Origin of the sequence: Burkholderia sp. USMB20, assembly GCF_000949135.2 — a bacterium.
In the GTDB taxonomy this organism is placed as follows: domain Bacteria; phylum Pseudomonadota; class Gammaproteobacteria; order Burkholderiales; family Burkholderiaceae; genus Burkholderia.
This window is the reverse complement of the sequence record NZ_JTAN02000014.1, coordinates 133092-148365: the sequence shown is the minus strand read 5'-3', so window position 1 is coordinate 148365 and position 15274 is coordinate 133092. Positions and strand designations below refer to the sequence as shown.

At 58.3% G+C, this 15274-nt stretch carries 13 protein-coding genes and 1 pseudogene; 1 reads left to right on the top strand and 13 read right to left on the bottom strand.

Going from position 1 to position 15274, the window contains the following annotated elements:
* Window positions 1–199: 199 nt before the first annotated feature.
* The 4 genes from PL79_RS19055 to PL79_RS19040 form a co-directional block, all read right to left on the bottom strand.
* Window positions 200–1168 carry a hypothetical protein gene (locus tag PL79_RS19055; protein ID WP_135801099.1) on the bottom strand — a complete coding sequence of 323 codons (969 nt, stop codon included), beginning with the start codon at window positions 1166–1168 and terminating at the stop codon, window positions 200–202.
* A 234-nt stretch (window positions 1169–1402) separates the two neighbouring features.
* Window positions 1403–1915, bottom strand: coding sequence for a hypothetical protein (locus PL79_RS19050; RefSeq protein ID WP_044843686.1), 513 nt, complete (start codon window positions 1913–1915; stop codon window positions 1403–1405).
* A 55-nt stretch (window positions 1916–1970) separates the two neighbouring features.
* On the bottom strand, window positions 1971–2648 hold the full coding sequence (locus tag PL79_RS19045; RefSeq protein WP_044843781.1) for an SOS response-associated peptidase family protein: 678 nt from the start codon (window positions 2646–2648) through the stop codon (window positions 1971–1973).
* A gap of 29 nt (window positions 2649–2677) precedes the next feature.
* The gene (locus PL79_RS19040) at window positions 2678–3256 is read right to left on the bottom strand and encodes a hypothetical protein (RefSeq protein WP_135801098.1); all 579 of its coding nucleotides are present in this window, start codon (window positions 3254–3256) and stop codon (window positions 2678–2680) included.
* Window positions 3257–3384: 128 nt separating this feature from the next.
* Between PL79_RS19040 and PL79_RS19035 the strand changes: the two genes are divergently transcribed.
* The gene (locus PL79_RS19035; protein ID WP_044843688.1) at window positions 3385–3702 is read left to right on the top strand and encodes a hypothetical protein; all 318 of its coding nucleotides are present in this window, start codon (window positions 3385–3387) and stop codon (window positions 3700–3702) included.
* Between the two features lie 359 nt (window positions 3703–4061).
* On the opposite strand, the gene PL79_RS19030 is transcribed toward PL79_RS19035, so the two are convergent.
* The 9 genes and pseudogenes from PL79_RS19030 to PL79_RS36650 all read right to left on the bottom strand — a co-directional run.
* On the bottom strand, window positions 4062–4790 hold the full coding sequence (locus tag PL79_RS19030; RefSeq protein WP_082088442.1) for an abortive infection system antitoxin AbiGi family protein: 729 nt from the start codon (window positions 4788–4790) through the stop codon (window positions 4062–4064).
* 153 nt (window positions 4791–4943) lie between these two features.
* Complete coding sequence (locus tag PL79_RS19025; RefSeq protein WP_135801097.1) at window positions 4944–6191, bottom strand: hypothetical protein; 1248 nt, start codon at window positions 6189–6191, stop codon at window positions 4944–4946.
* 32 nt (window positions 6192–6223) lie between these two features.
* A complete protein-coding gene (locus PL79_RS19020; protein WP_044843689.1) occupies window positions 6224–6952 on the bottom strand; it encodes a hypothetical protein in 729 nt (242 codons plus the stop codon).
* Between the two features lie 260 nt (window positions 6953–7212).
* The gene (locus tag PL79_RS19015) at window positions 7213–7692 is read right to left on the bottom strand and encodes a DUF2514 family protein (protein WP_044843690.1); all 480 of its coding nucleotides are present in this window, start codon (window positions 7690–7692) and stop codon (window positions 7213–7215) included.
* A 2-nt stretch (window positions 7693–7694) separates the two neighbouring features.
* Complete coding sequence (locus PL79_RS19010) at window positions 7695–8201, bottom strand: glycoside hydrolase family protein (protein WP_135801096.1); 507 nt, start codon at window positions 8199–8201, stop codon at window positions 7695–7697.
* A 19-nt stretch (window positions 8202–8220) separates the two neighbouring features.
* Window positions 8221–8424, bottom strand: coding sequence for a phage holin (locus PL79_RS19005; protein ID WP_207671174.1), 204 nt, complete (start codon window positions 8422–8424; stop codon window positions 8221–8223).
* Between the two features lie 280 nt (window positions 8425–8704).
* Window positions 8705–9091, bottom strand: a complete 387-nt coding sequence (locus tag PL79_RS18995) for a hypothetical protein (RefSeq protein ID WP_052664596.1) — start codon at window positions 9089–9091, stop codon at window positions 8705–8707.
* Window positions 9092–9099: 8 nt separating this feature from the next.
* Entirely contained in the window at window positions 9100–10788 is a 1689-nt protein-coding gene (locus PL79_RS36655; protein ID WP_235879289.1) for a phage tail tip fiber protein, read from the bottom strand.
* 1803 nt (window positions 10789–12591) lie between these two features.
* Window positions 12592–15240: pseudogene (locus tag PL79_RS36650) on the bottom strand (host specificity protein J); the annotation flags it as partial.
* Between the last annotated feature and the right edge of the window lie 34 nt (window positions 15241–15274).

The window sequence follows — 15274 nt, the reverse complement described above, 5'->3', positions numbered from 1 at the left end:
GTTCGACTTCGTGGTGCGTGAGGCCGGACTCGAACACCCCTATAAATAAAGGATTTCATAGCATCATGGGAGATAAATGGGGGCGAAAATTCGTATGAGGCTGGACTAAACCAAACAGACAGCGTCAGATCGTCTGACTCAGTTCGGCCAGGAGCGGCCGTTCGACATTGCTTTCGAATGGTCGACAATCGATGCAGCGTCAGGGTCGCTCTGGTTGCTGCCATTGGACCCATTGCGAAATCTGCTTCACGCGGCTACGAATAGCCGCAGCACGATCTGCCTCGGAGACTGCCGGCCACATTGATCCTTGAAGCTTCCAATATGTATTCCTGTACCAATCCGCCATAACCTTCATCCAAGCAAAGTGAGTTGCTCGAAGCCATGCGGACGCACCATCACGACAGGCAAGATTTCGCGCGTGCCTCAGTATTTCGGCTAACTCCTTCCTCGCCTCTAGAACGTCTGCATAGGCGTGTTTTGTCATTTCAGCCTGCGTCAACGGGAGTTTCTTATAGACCGTCGCCCACAACACAGCGTTAGTGCCGCGAAGCAACGTCTGCACTGCATTCCACATAGTTCTGCAGGCGTCAGCATCTATTTGCAAACTAGTCGCGGCTTCATGTGCAAGGATATGTCGCAACCTGAAGGTTTCGCTGAGTTCAGAGAGCAGCTTCTCAACGTCGGACACAATCAGCGGCGGATCCACCTTCCCGTTACGTTGATCGTACTCGGAGACCGAACTCGCTAAGGCGTCTCTAAAGTTGCAGTTCAGCAGCGAGCCTAGCCACGACATGACGTCGGTCGCCGAATTGCAAGAGGCGACATGCGCTACAAGCTCCCCGAACGTCACTGACTTGCCGCTGAACCATGTCAATGCATCCTTCATCGAAATTTTTTCGGTGATGCGTTCCGCTGCTCGCTCGCGATAGTCGTCACCAGAGTCAGTGATGGCAACAATTGTTCCGCGAAAGTAGGTTTGCAACGCAGCAATCAAAGCGACCACGACATGACGATGAATCTCGTCGTTTTCAGCAGAGCCAATGAGGTTTTTAAGCGAAGCCATCCTCAATTGCACGTCAAACTGCATTGTTTCCCAGCGCTGAATAGAGAGGCGCGACCTTGCGCCGATTGCCTCACGCTGAATATCTTCGAGTCGACGGACTGCCATGCAGGCCCCCTTTATAGGCGATAGCCTAATCTACCATTATTGCCGGAGAAACCGGATCGTCCGCTACGGGTCAACGTGACCGGCCGCTTCGGGTCAATCTGCGCCGGTCGCGCGTTGCAGGTCAGCAGCCGGCCGCGATCCGCCAGAAGCAGTCGCTCGACCTGTAGGTGCGCCGCCCCTCGGTCACCGCCACTTCGGAGCTAGCGCGCAGCGAACGACTACGTCATGCTGTGCCTATGCCGCCAGCCGGCACAGACGGTCTGCGTCGTCAAAGAGTGGGCCGAATGTGTCGCGCACATCAGCATTCAACGGCAAACAAGCAAGCAGAACCGCGAGCGAAGCCTTCACCAACTTTTCGTTACGGCCTCTGCGTTCATCGTCCGGTATCCAGTACTTCCCCCCGTGGCAGAGGTTATTTCTCACTCGCCTGACCATCAGCAAGGCTTGACTCGAAACGCGGGCCGCCCCATTGGGCGGGGATTCTTTCCACTCCAACCTCTGACCGATAAGCACTTGCTTTCGCGGCGGGGATGTCACGAGATAGTCGACAGCCTCGCGAAAACGGGGCTTGTCGAGCCTGTCAAATTCGTCAGCGATGTCTCGGGCGAATGCATCCCAGTTCGGCCTTACCTCCTCTTCGCCACCGTTTGCGAAACCGGAATTCTTCAACGCATATTCGTAGCGCGAGAAAACCCCCATAAAGCCGGTCACCAGATCAGAATCTATCGGCAGCAACTGTTCAAACATGCATTGACCTCCTCCGGAATTATTGTGGTGGCGTGGATAGCAACATCGCCGGCTATCAAGAAATTGCAGGCTCAGCAGCCATGTCATCCGCCGGATATAGCTGTAGCATCGCGCGGGCGGCTTCAACATTCGTCGTCGTCAGCCATTCCTCCCAATCTTCCGGCCGCAGGATTACGACCGAGCGTTTCTCGTCGCCGGGTCGGTGCATGTGTTTCATGATCGGGTGCTCATCGGCATTGACCGTAATCATCGCCATCGTGTGATGCTCGGAGCCGTCCTCATACGCGAGCGTTCGCCAGATGCCGGCGACGCACAACGGCCGCCATCCGGCGAGGCCGATCCGATAGCGGATATGCTTGCCCGTCTCCCAATTCGGCTCATAAATCCAGGCGGCAGGAATCAGGCAGCGACGCCCCGCGCGCCATGCAGGCGCGTATAACGGCGACTTCCCGATGTTGTCGTCGCGCACATTCATTGTCGAGCGCATTATCGGCGGCTTACGCCCTTGGGCTTTCGCCTTCTCGAAATTGGCTTTCTGCAATGCGCGCGGCCAGAATCCGAACCCTGCAATCAGCGGTTTGAATTGCCCCTCGACACTTGCGACGATGGGAGCCGCATAGTCTTGATATATTTCCGGCTTCCACGGCGTCCAGCGGTACAGGTCGATGAAGCTGTTGATCTTCAGTTCGCTCAGACCAGCATCCTCGCCCGGCGCGACGTAATTCGTGCACACGGCCCACTCCCTCCACGTTGTCCCATCACTCAATGCGCGGGGCACTGCCCGGGGAAAACGTAGGATATGTGCGCGCCTCGATAGTTCTTCAGCGCCCCATTGCCGGTACGCCCCTCTGGTATGAATGATATTTCGACACGTTCGCGGCCGACGGACCACTTAGTCGCAACGCTAGAGATATAGCCACCACCCGGGCCACTCCATGTCTGTTGCCTAACTTCAACCATCGGCTGACTTCCGTATCTTGCGATCATTTCGCGCAGCTGCGACACATACTCCGTATCGAAGTCCAGTTCCCGGGAGTATGCGATAAGCCGGCCATTGCAGAATGAGAAATTCTCAGGACCAAGCTCGGCTACCTTACCGTCCGCGCCATAGTGGGCCTCCGTATACAGGCCAGCAATCATCTTGTTCGCGCCAAGCTCCCAGCCCTGCCCGCGCACGATCGTAGCCACTTCGTTCACGCTCATGCCAGTCCGGAAGCCGTCGACGTCAAACGCCGAAGCGTACATTGATACCGTAGCAATCAGCACGGCAAGAATTGACCTTTTCATGTTCGCCCCGTCTGCCGTTGACACAGCGCCTGTATCGCACCACTTGATGCTCATCGGGGCCTGCGCCCCTCCTTCCGCAGACGCCAGTCGTGCCCCAGTTTTTCGAGTTGACGGCACCATCGTACCCCGCGATAAACTGTATATCCATACAGCGTTCTGAGTGTATCGTGCCCCATTACATATTGAACGACCAGCACGAACCCGTCGAGGTCGACCTAGAGACGCGTTGCAAGCACGAGGATCAAGATATCGGAGACACGACCGTTGCAGAGAACACGCGCGTCTGGACGATTTTCCTCGGCTATGCAAGCGATGGCGCGGAGCCGCCTTTCGTTCACTATGTGTTTGAACCGGGCCACGTGTATCGAACCGCCAACACCTATGGATACGAAAACGCCGTCGCGCGACACGGCCGGATCGTCGAGTGGTTGACGAAGCGCGCCGAGCGTCGGCGTCAGCGTGCCGCTGCCCTCAAGGCATCGCGCCCGAAGACGCGGTGACCAGCGACGCGTGCACGACCGCGCACCCCGCCTTTTGTCTATCGCATCCACTTTATTATCCGACATATAGCATCCCACTTCACCCTCGCTATAGGTTCAGCGAACGACGGTCCGGTGGAGTTCGACGCGGGCGTGGTCGATGTTACCCGCGACTGCCGCAAGAACGGTTCCGAGTAGACACCCGGGATGTCGCTCGCCAGCCGGAGGCGGAAGTGGCGAGCCTTGAACAGGGGATGCTTAGGAACGTCGATGCATGGGTTACAGGATGGCTTTGCTGGCACGGCACCCCACGCAAAGCCGCATCTCAATCGTAGTAATAGGCCGCACTGCTTCAAATACAGCGCTGGCACAAGTTACTATCAGAAGTCCCCTTTTATCTGCTCGGTCGTTAAAATTCTACTCGTAAGGCGCTCAATTTCATCAAGCGAGTGCTTTCTCCCGTTTGCATCGCGCAAATGATTTATCACCTCCCTTATTTCAGAGTCGTCATTTATGATAATATATTTTATATCATTGGGCGAAAATTCGAGCCGGCAATCACTATACATGCCATAAAATTCTTCCGGTTTTTCTTCGTATTTAGGTACCGAAACAATTACTCGCTTGTTATCAGAACGCGGCGGCGAATACCTCCACTCCCGCTCGTCCGAAAATCTGTAATTCTCGAGGGTCTCGACTTTACGCTCCAAAGGGCCTTCGTAGTTTTTCATATACCGCAAAACATCCAGAAATGCCAACCCCACCGCGCCACCCTCCGGCGCATCTAATGAATCGCGCATTGCATTCCTATAACTCGCAGAGAGCAACGAGTTAGGAGCAACGTAAAGCACGGGATTTAACCCATTTCGCATGGCCCATTCCTTTGTTAACCCGATTCCATACGAACCATACTTTCTGATGTGATCTTTGATTTCAGACATTGGAATGTCGCAAAAGCTAACCATTGGAGCATAAAAGCTCCAACGCTTTCCCTGCGTCAAACGAACAACTTCCTTGCAGAAAAAAACCTTGAAGTACCCTTCAAGAATGCCGAAAAGCGCTTCTTTTTCCCGAGTGAAGTGTGTAAGAGTATTTGAACTTAATGGCATGAATTAAAACCCTGCGTTTTGGAGACAAAAACCAAGCGGTTGATAGACTGCCTTACACGAGCTCCTACGCCCTACCGTAATAATGTAAAAATTGGCAAGTATCTATCTAGATCGCATTTTATTCAAGGCACTTGATTGTTTTCCACATCCAGCTCAATCGCCCTTCTTTTGAATCAAAATTCTGTAGAAATAGATTGATTTGACAAGGTGATGCAAGTAGTTCATCTCTCGAAAAGCGCAGAGCAGCTTACGCATGAAATCGAGAAAGTACATCGTCTGTGCCTTCTCTTGCTCCATACCCTCCAGCTTTGGGTAATACGTGATGAGTTGCGTTGTCTCGTCATACTCCGCCTTGTAATGTGCTATTGCGTTGCGCAACTGGTTGTCGACTGCATCCTTATCGAAGAAGAACCAACAATTGTCTAGCCATTCGGGCTTCGCGCCGAGCGACACATCTGCATACTCGTGCAACGACTTCGGCGCCCTTCTCTTCGGCCCAAGGTCAGGAAATGAATCATAGCCACCGCGATGCAGCAGATTGTTTAAGCCTGCGACGATCACCAACTGACGGTTGATGACCTCCGCAACGTCCTTGTATAAATCCTTGTACTGGTTGAACTTATCGGTAGAAACCCGAGCCGGCGACAAACCACCGGGTTGGTACGTGTCGTCAAAATCAAGCATCAGCGCGGGGCGCAGAGCCAACTCTGCGTCGAGAATCGCCGGGTAAAGTTCAAGCCCGTCAAGCTGAACGTTACGCAAAAAACCAGTGTCGACCAAGTGATCAATAAAGCCGTCGATCTTCGCCTTATCCTTGCCGGAAAGATACATCAGAAAATTCGGATAGCCCTCAGCCACCTCCTTCACGCTGTGAATATTCACGAACGGTTTGAAGGCGAACGACACAAGAAGGTACAACCCTGCATTGATATCTTGCGGACGGCTCGATTTGAGTTTCGTTTTCAGGAACTTCTCGACCTTGCCCGTGAAAAGCTGCTTGTCCTTGCCGGAGTACAACCTTATCAGGTTCCGTATTTCGGCCTGCACCTTATAGACCAAATTCAACTCGTTCAGCCTCTCGTTATGAAGCTGAAATCTTTCGGCGCCAATTTGCTGAAGCGCCATCATGAATGGCGTATGGCCCATGATATACTTGCCAAACTTAACTGGAAAATCCAGATGCAGGTCGACAAAGTGCGTCGCATCATCGAAAGGCCCGTCCGCTGGAATTTCGTGGGCGCCGGCTAGATCCTTACCCTCGCCGGGTCTCTCGCCAAGCGTGAAGTCAATCGGTGAGCCGCACGACGGACAGCAAAAGCGAAATGGCTGGACGTCTCGATTCGACATTCCAACACGAAGGTTGGTCTGGACCTCACAAGTGTCGCAGACGACCGACATCATTACGTTCATTTCTGTAGCCCCCGATTAATCTTTCAGTCTGACGTTTGTGCGTCCGATACGATTTTAGGCTTCAATACGATAGCGTCGTGATCGGTCTGCTTTAAGATAACCACGCTTCGCGTTTGCGTTTCGTACAGGAAGTACGTGCCCCCCACGTAGCCAATGTATTCGACCGGGTGGGCTTCCGTTGCCTTGAGGGGAACTCTTACGGTTGACTCGTCGACCACGCGATCACTTTTACCGCGTAGGATTTGCTCGGCGCTTAGTGCCCCACTTGCCGCTGCGGCAAAAAGAGCCAATATCCCCAACGGTATCAGCACGCTTCGCACCTTTCCATCCGGGAGGAGATCGGCCATTAGCGGATGAGATTCGAGTGCCATCACCAACGGCAAAAAGAATGGCGTTGCTAACAGCCAGCGCAATGGGCTATTCGATAGCCCGAGGACGGCGCCCCCCACGATTATGCTGAGTCCGGATAGAAGGCGCGTGTGATTGTTCACGAAGACACCCACGCGGGTGTCTCGCCCACCGCCGGCTGGGAATACTTGCCTTAATGGAGAGATTTCTGCAATACCAGAGCCGACAGCCAAAGGCACAAACGCGGCCGCCACCGGAAGAATCGCCCTAGTCGCCACGTCGCTGAAGCTCGCATACTCGAACACATTGATGCCAAACGCGCCCCAGTACGTCCACAGGTAGCAAGTTGCGATACACAGGCCGTACGCCACAGCAAACGTCGCTAGCTTGGTCTTGCTTTCCATGCGTAGGTCTCACTCATATGCATTATTGACTGACTACTTGCGTCCGGAGAAATTATATTCGAGCGCGGAACATCGATGATGTGTAAACGCTCGCGAAACATGACTCTGAAACTGTAGGTGATGAATCTATGAACCACGGCGCGTCGTAGACGTGCCGATAATTGCCTCCCGAACATGCCCCCGGCCGCTTTAGGCGGCAAACCGGCATCCAAGGACGTCTACGAAGTCCGCAAAGAAGCCCGCTCTATGCGGGCTTCGCTTCATTGGCTGACGGTCAGCGCGTCGTAATCTGCTGCGCACTCGTTTCCGGCGATTCTTGCCCGGTCAAGCGCGCTTGCCAGCGCTTCATTTCGCTCGACAGATTCCCCGAACACGTCGGCGAGCAAAACGACGGGGTCGGCTCCTGCCGCGCCGTCGCCGGTAGCAGCGGAATCGCGGGCGCGCTCGCGGGATACGAGTTGATCGACGGTACGCTGCAACCCATCAACAGTAGCGCGAGCAGCGACGGCATCCCCCACCGCAGCAGTTCTTTGCTTCTCAGCATCCTTTGCATTCTCCGCTTGTGCGGCTGTGCGCCGCTGTTCTTCATTCCGCGCCGCCGCGACGGCATCGGCCTTCGCCCGTGCAGCATCGGCCTTGATGGACTCGATCTCGCGCGCCTTCTCCTCGTACACATACGAGCCGCCGAGCAAGGCCCCGACAAGACAGGCCGCGATGCCCGTCAAAATGAATCCCTTCATGCTCACCGCCCCTCACACGCTGCGCGCTCTTTCTGGCGACGCGTATAGATGCCGAAGCACCCGTTTCGCCGGATCGAGCAGTCAACCCATTTGTCGCCTCGCCTCACGACAGCCCACTTCTCGTACAGCTCGCAGGCTTCCGGAAAGTTGCGCGCTTTGTACGCGGACAGGATCGAAGGCGCGGGGTCATCGCGACGCGGTGCGCGCCGCCATGCGCCAACGCCTCTGTTGTATGTGTAATCGATGGCCGCAACCTTCTGCCCGTCTGTGAGCGAATCGAACCCCGGCACCGAATCCCGGACGGCCGCCGCATATCCAGCCAGCGACTTCGCCAACATCTCTTTGCATTCCGGCAGCGTGTAACGTCGCATCTGCACATTTGTTTCGCCGTAACATACCGTCTCGACACGCGAACCAATCGCGTCCGTGTACGGCGTCAAACTGACGCCCTCAGAGCCACCCGTCAGCGAAATACATGCCGCCGCAGCCACCGCGCCAATCAAGGCCACCAGCGACCCGCTACGCCCGTTAGACGCCATATTCCTCCCCCGTGTGTGCTTGAGCCTCCCGAATGCGCGCCGCCGCTACTGCCTCGTCGCTCTTTGCTCGCCTCCATTTGAAATACCAATTGACGCCGCAAGTCACCAACGCCGTCGCAATGCCGACCATCACACCAACCTTTTCCAGCGTGATCGATGCACAGAAACTCGCGAACGCGCCCGTATAGCTCACCGCATCCCCCGCGCTTAATCTCATACTTCCCCGCCCCTTTACTCCTTAGTAATGCTTACTTAAAGCCCGAAAATAGTAGCAGGTAGCGGCGCAAATCCGCGCACCTGCCAATCACGACTAGTCCTTCTTGTGTCGCTCCTTCACCGCCTGAAGGGAATCGATCCATTCAACTGTGTCAGGCGGAAGCGGTTGACCCTGCTGTAGCGCCGCGAATGCTTTGGCAATGGCGTCGAGTTGATCGCCAATATCCGGGTAAGCGTCGCGCCGTCGCGCCCGATAGTCAGCCCTGTGCTGAATCTTCATCGCTCACCTCAAATGTCACATCGAGCAGCGGCCACGCGCGCACCGTCACCTGATACGTCCCCGGCTGCGTAAATGACAGCTCACCAGTGTCCTCGTCGCACGCGTATTCCTGCCCGTCAATCGTGATCGTGCAAGGCACCGGGAGATTCGAAAGCGTCAGGCCGTCGATCGTCGCCGGATTAGCCGGTCGCGGCGTTACCACACCATCGAGCACGTAATCGGTCGCGATGCTCGCCTGCACCTCGATGAGCGCAAACCCAGCCGGAACAGATTGAATGCCAGCGATGCCGGGCGGGCCACCCCCGACCATCGAGATAGCGCCCGATTCGACCTCATAAATCGCAAAATATACGTTTCCTTCCATACTCTCCTTTACCGTTTGAACTCGTACACCGTGAGCCGGACAGTCCCGCCGAGCGGGTTAGCTATCGACAACTGAAACGAATGCGTACCCGCGCCCAGCGTAGTGCTATAGATACTGTATTCCGGGTTATTCGTGTTCTGATGAACTGCCACCACCCCACCATCAATAAGCAGCGTAAACGTCGATGAGTTGTATCCCCCATACACGAACATGACGGGGCCACCAGTGCACCAGAAGTTGCCCGACATGGTTCTGTTGCCTTCGAAATACTGGCCCGTTGTAACCGCCCCTCCAGCGATCCGCAACGTATCAATCTGAGCCACCCCGATTTTTGCAGTGCTGATCTGTGCGTCCCCGATCTTCGCCGTGTTGATGGCGCCGTCTTGAATCTGCGCGCTACCGATCGCCCCGTTCTGGATTCGTGCTTGGTCGATAGAACCGTTCGCAATCTTGGCCGTTGTGACAGTCGCATCCCCGAGCATCGCATTCGTGATGTACCCGTTCGAGATGAAGCCGTTCGCGATGAACACCTGCCCGTTCTGGATCGCGAACGGCGACGACACCTTACCCGACGACGGGTCGATCACAGCGAACGTAGAGGCAGAGAACAGGATCGACGTGTTGCCCGAACCATCGGCGCCGAGCGCCATCGACGCAGCGTAGGTCTGCCCGTTCACGACCTGCGCCTTGATCGTATAGGACGCCGACAGTTGCCCGTCGAGCGCCGCAAGCGTCTTGCCCTGCGTCTGCACCGTTGCGCTCGTGTCCTTGACCGACGATTGCAGGGTCGTGATCGCGTCCGCATTCACCTTGTCGCCGGATACGCGCGCGGTCGCCTCCGTGTTGACGGCTGACGAAATGTCCGTTGCCGTCTGCGCCCGCAGGTCGGTGATCGCCTGTGCGTTCGCCGCGTCACCGTCCGTCACCGTTTTTTGCAGCGTCGTCACGGTCGCCGCGTTCTTGTCGACCGTACTCGATAGGTTCGTGATCGACTGCGTGAGCGCGGTGTCCGCATCGCTGCGCGCCTTCGCTTCCGTCGTGATCGCGGCCCCAATGTCTGCTGTGGTCTTCGTCGCCAGATTGGTGATCGCCGTCGCGTTCGCGGTGTCGCCATCCGAGCGCGCCTTCGATTCCGTGCTGATGGCTGCGTTCGCGTCCTTGACGCTAGATTGCAGGTTCGTGATCGACAGCGCATTGGCGCTCGTGCTATCCGACACCACATTGATCTGCTCCTGCACCAACGCGCTATTGGCGTTGTAGTCGGCTCGCAGGCTCGTGATCGCATCCGCGTTCGCGCTGTCACCGTCGACGCGGGCCTTCTGTTCCGTCGCAATCTGCGCCTTCGTGTCCGCTGCCGTCGACACCGACAGGTCGGTGATGCGCTGGCCGAGCGCGGAATCAGCGTCGCTCGTGGCGGCCGCGAGGTCGGAAATCGCGGCCTTGTTGCCCTTTACGTCCGTCGTCAGGCTCGTGACCGACGACGCAACAGCGCTCGTTGCGTCCGACTGTGCCTGAAGCTGCTGTGCGACCGACGCCGCGTTATCGTTGAAACTTGCGGTCAGGCTCGTGATCGACTGCGCGAGCGCGCCGTCAGCATCCGTCCGTGCCTGCGTTTCCGACTGCACCGCAGCGTTCAACGTATCGCCCTGAGCGCTCAGCGTCGCCTGCACGCTTTCGATCTTCTGGGCGAGCGCCATGTCAGCTTCGGCGCGCGCGTCGGCTTCCGTATAGACGCCGGCCAGTGCGCTGTCGTTGCCCGACATCGGGCCGTCGTCGCCGGCCATCGCCGGATTCACCTGAGCCGTCAGCCCCGCGATCTGCTGCGCCATCGCCGCGTCTGCATCGCTGGTCGTCTTTTGCAGGCTGTTGATCGCGCTGGTGTTGCCGTCGACCGTCGCGCCCAGCTTCGAGATAGCGCTCGCGTTCGCTGCGTTTGCATCTGCGCCGGCCTGAATCTGGGTCTGCACCGACGCCGCGTTGTCGTTGAACTTCGTCGTAAGGTCGGTGATCGACTTCGCATTGGCCGCGTCTCCAGACGTGCGGGCCGTTGCTTCCGTGGCGACAGCAGCAGTAATGTCCTTGCCGGTCTGCGTCTTCAGGTCGCTGATCGACTGCGCGAGCGCCTTGTCAGCGTCTGCGCTTGCAGTCGACAGCGCACTGATCCCCGCAGTGTTGTCCTTGACAGTCGTGTTCAGCGCCGTGATTGCATCCGCATTCGCCTTGTCGCCGTCGATGCGCGCCGACGTTTCCGTCGATACGGCGGCTGCAATGTCCTTGCTCGTGCTCGTGGACAGGTTCGCGATCGACTGCGCCAGCGCCTTGTCGGCGTCCGCGCTCGCGGTAGACAACGTTGCGATCGCCGCGTTCGTGTCCTTCACCGTCGACTGAAGGCTGCTGATGGCCGTCGCATTCGCACTATCGCCGTCCACACGGGCCTGCTGTTCCGTCTTGATGGCCGCGCCAAGGCCGTCGGCCGTCGAGGTCGACAGGGCCGCAATAGAGGCTGCCAGCGCCTTATCGCCCTCCGACGATGCCGTCGATAGCGCGCTGATCGACGCCGCGTTGTCCTTGACGCTCGTATTGAGCGCCGACACGTCAGAAGCCGTCGCCTTGTTGGCGTCCGCGTTCGCCTGAATCTGCGACTGCACCGCCGCCGCGTTCGAGCTGAACGACGTCGAAAGCGTGCTGATCGCCTGCGCGTTCGCGGCGTCGCCGTCGACACGGGCTTTCTGTTCGGTCGATACAGCGGCTGCAATGTCTGCCGCCGCGCTCGTGGACAGGTTCGTGATCTGGCGCGCGAGTGCCGCGTCAGCGTCGCTGCTGGCCGTCGACAGGTTGCTGATCGCCGCCGCGTTATCACCCACGCTCGTCTTGAGCGCTGACACGTCGGACGCGACGGCTCTCGTGGCGTCTGCCTGCGCCTGAAGCTGTTGCGAGACCGCCGCCGCGTTGTCGTTGAAGTCGGCACGGAGCGCGGTCGTAAGCTCTGCCTGCGCCATGTCGCCATCGGCGCGCGCCTGCATTTCTTGCATCACGGACGCACGGATTTCGTCGCCCTGCGAATTCAGGGCCGCGCCGACGCCCTCGATACGCTGGCCGAGCGCAAAGTCGGCTTCCTCACGCATCGACTGTTCGGTGACGATACCAGCCAGCGCACCGTCGTTGCCCGCGAGCGCGCCGTCATCGCCAGCCATCCACGGGAACACCTGATCGTGCAGTTCCGACACGTGCGCATCGAGGTCAGCCACGCTCGTATTGAGCGCCGGTAGGTCGACGGTCGACAGTTGAGCAATCGCGTTCGCATTGTCCTGAATCTGCTTGGACATGCCGGGGATTCCAGCGGTCGAGGTCGACAGCGACGATACAGCCGTCGACAGCCCCTTCACGTCCGTCTGGATGCCCGGGATCGCAGTAACCGCCGTCGACAGGCTGGATACGCTCGTGGACAGACCGCTGACGTTCTTTTGCAGGCCGGACACGTCGGACTTGATCTGCGGAATCTGGGCGATGCTCGTATTCAGGTCGGCAACGTCCGAATTCAGGGCCGCCACCTCATCCGTCAGCGCCGGGATCGCGTCGACCTTCGACAGCAGGTCTTTACCAAGCTGCGAGTCCGTGATCTGGCCGGCGAGAAGGTCGAGGACCGGGGACGCGTCAGCGCTCGACATGCCCTTGACGCCCGCGCCAGTCTCTACCGGATACCAGGGGCCAATGTTGCCGCTCGTATCAACGAGGCGCGCCCAGAAGTAAATCGCTTGCCCGGCGGCCAGCCCCATCAACACGGCCTTGCTCGTCGGGTACGCATACGAGCCTTGCAGCACGCCGTCGGAGAACGCGGGCGTGCGCGACTGCCAAATGTCCGTTCGCTGCGTGTCGTTCGCGCTCCCGTTGCCCGGGAACCCCCAATTGATCTCAATCGCGAAAAGCTGGTTCTGCGAAGCCGTGAGCAACGACACGGCCGGCGGCGCACCGGTCTTACCCTTGATTGCTGTCGGCTGCGACATACCCGGGATCGAGGTCACGCCCATAGCGTTGACCGCCCGCACCTGCGCCTCGTACATGCCGGCATACACGCCAACCACGTCGAGCGACAGGGCGCCCGTGACAGGCATCGAGACCCATTCGCCGTTATCCTTGCGCCACTTCGCCAGATACGACGTTGCCTTGTCCGCCGCGTCCCATGCGACAGTCATCGTGGTTTTGGCCGTGCCTTGGTCGATCACCACGTTCTGCGTGATCCGCACGTTTGCCGGCGGCGGTTGCACCGATGGCGGAATGACCGTGATCGGGCGTTTCTTGATCTGGGCGCCGTTGTCGATCAGTGCGTACTTGCCCGGCTCGTGCTGCGCGCAGTTCATCGTGTAGACGACCTGCCCGTTATCCGACTCTTCTGCGATCGAGATAACGCGGAACAGTTGCGACACGAGGTCGTCGGATTCGACCATCCACACGGCGCCGCTCACGCCCATGTCTGTGAATGCAGGGTTGACCTTGATCGTGTCACCGTTGATGTTCGACACCGCGCGCTTCTGTGCGAACCCGTCGGGCATGATTACCGTGAGGTCATCGCCAACCTTGACGACCGGCGCCTTGTCGAGAACGACGGTTGAAAGATCGGACATGCCACGGATGCGGCCACCGATGCGCCGGCCCGCCTTCTTCGCGTCAGCGACAGCGATCACTTCGCCCGGGGCCGCCATCGTGCCATCGAGGCCGACCGAGAACGAGACGGTTTGCGTTTCAAGGCGCGACGAATGGATCGCCCACAGGCCGAGACGGTGCGCCTGACCCTGCGACGTTGTGCCGAACGCGGTGATGCTTGCCTTGATGATGCCGTAACGCGCCAGCCCGTCGTCGTCCTGCACGTACTCGACCGCCTGCTTGAACTGGTTCGTCTTGTCGTTGTACGAGACTTGAGCAACCGTGTAGCGAGACTTCCGGCTCGTCCCCGAGTAGTTGAACTTCCCATCAATGACGTTCGCCTGCGTGTAGACACGCGCCGGTTCCATCGGCATATCAGCGGTAGCGACGACAGCGCCGGCACCCCAATGCGCCTGACCACGGAAAATCCCGGCAACGTCCTGAAGTACCTTGAAAGCGTCGGCCTGCGACTGGATCACGGCGTTGCAGGTGAAGCGCGGTTCCATACCGCCCAGGCCATCGGGAACCATCACGTCGCAATACTGCGCGATTTCGTACAGCGACCACTTGTCGAGCACCGACGCGTCGATCGAACGACCGCAGCCGTAGCGCGGATGCAGCGCGAGGTCGCGGAAAATCCACGCCGGGTTGTTGGTCCAACCCTGTTTAAACGTTCCGTCCCACGTCCCGAAGTACGTGCGGGTTTCCGGGTCGTAGTTGGACGGGATCGCGATGATCCGGCCGCGCACGAGGTATCCACGTGTCGGGATCGAAGAGAACGACTTCGCGTCGAACTGCATGCCGAACAGCGCAGTATTCGGGTAGCGCAGCTTCCGGTCGATCACTTCCGTCAGCGCTTCGATGTTCACCGTGTCCTGAATGGACGAATCGTGCTTATTCGGAGTCAGCCGGCGCACACGCACGACCCATCCCGCTTTCGACGCCGGAAGGTTGATCCGTTCCGTGCGCTCGTACAGCGACGCGGCCTTGCCCGTGAATGAGTTGGTCAGGACTTGCGTGAACGAGCCGCCATCGGTTGCAATGTCGATCGCATAGTCGATCTTGTAGCCGTTGATATTGCCATTGCTCTTGTCCTGCGTCTCGATCGCGGGGACGCCGAAGCGGACGCGGACGGCCGTAAGCTGGGTGTTTTGCACGGCCTTCGACCACGGCACATCCGACGTCAGTGCGACGCCGACCGCAATCTCGTTTTCGACACTCTGAAATCCGGGCAAGAACGTTTGATCGCTCGTCCCGAGTCGCCAATCGACGCTGAAATTTTGGAAGTTGGTCGAGCCGTCCGGGTTCTGGATCGGGGTGCCGCCGAGCACCACCGACTTGAGGCCGTCGACCGGGCCGACAATCGGCCCTTCGCTGACGATATCGAGAATCTTCGCGGTCGCGATCGAATGAAGGGTGTCAGGCGCTTCCACGCCACCGCCGCCGCCGCCGCCGCCACCACCCGCACCTACGATTTCCGTCAGGCTAGTCGCCGCCAGATCCCTCATTTAGTATTCCTCATTTTGATATGATCTTCTGGAC

What these genes read in the sequence shown, in the direction of transcription:
- PL79_RS19055 (WP_135801099.1), bottom strand. Translation starts at nt 1,168, where the DNA reads ATGGCAGTCCGTCGACTCGAAGATATTCAGCGTGAGGCAATCGGCGCA.
- PL79_RS19050 (WP_044843686.1), bottom strand. Translation starts at nt 1,915, where the DNA reads ATGTTTGAACAGTTGCTGCCGATAGATTCTGATCTGGTGACCGGCTTT.
- PL79_RS19040 (WP_135801098.1), bottom strand. Translation starts at nt 3,256, where the DNA reads ATGAGCATCAAGTGGTGCGATACAGGCGCTGTGTCAACGGCAGACGGG.
- PL79_RS19030 (WP_082088442.1), bottom strand. Translation starts at nt 4,790, where the DNA reads ATGCCATTAAGTTCAAATACTCTTACACACTTCACTCGGGAAAAAGAA.
- PL79_RS19025 (WP_135801097.1), bottom strand. Translation starts at nt 6,191, where the DNA reads ATGATGTCGGTCGTCTGCGACACTTGTGAGGTCCAGACCAACCTTCGT.
- PL79_RS19020 (WP_044843689.1), bottom strand. Translation starts at nt 6,952, where the DNA reads ATGGAAAGCAAGACCAAGCTAGCGACGTTTGCTGTGGCGTACGGCCTG.
- PL79_RS19015 (WP_044843690.1), bottom strand. Translation starts at nt 7,692, where the DNA reads ATGAAGGGATTCATTTTGACGGGCATCGCGGCCTGTCTTGTCGGGGCC.
- PL79_RS18995 (WP_052664596.1), bottom strand. Translation starts at nt 9,091, where the DNA reads ATGGAAGGAAACGTATATTTTGCGATTTATGAGGTCGAATCGGGCGCT.
- PL79_RS36655 (WP_235879289.1), bottom strand. Translation starts at nt 10,788, where the DNA reads ATGGCGCTCGCCCAGAAGATCGAAAGCGTGCAGGCGACGCTGAGCGCT.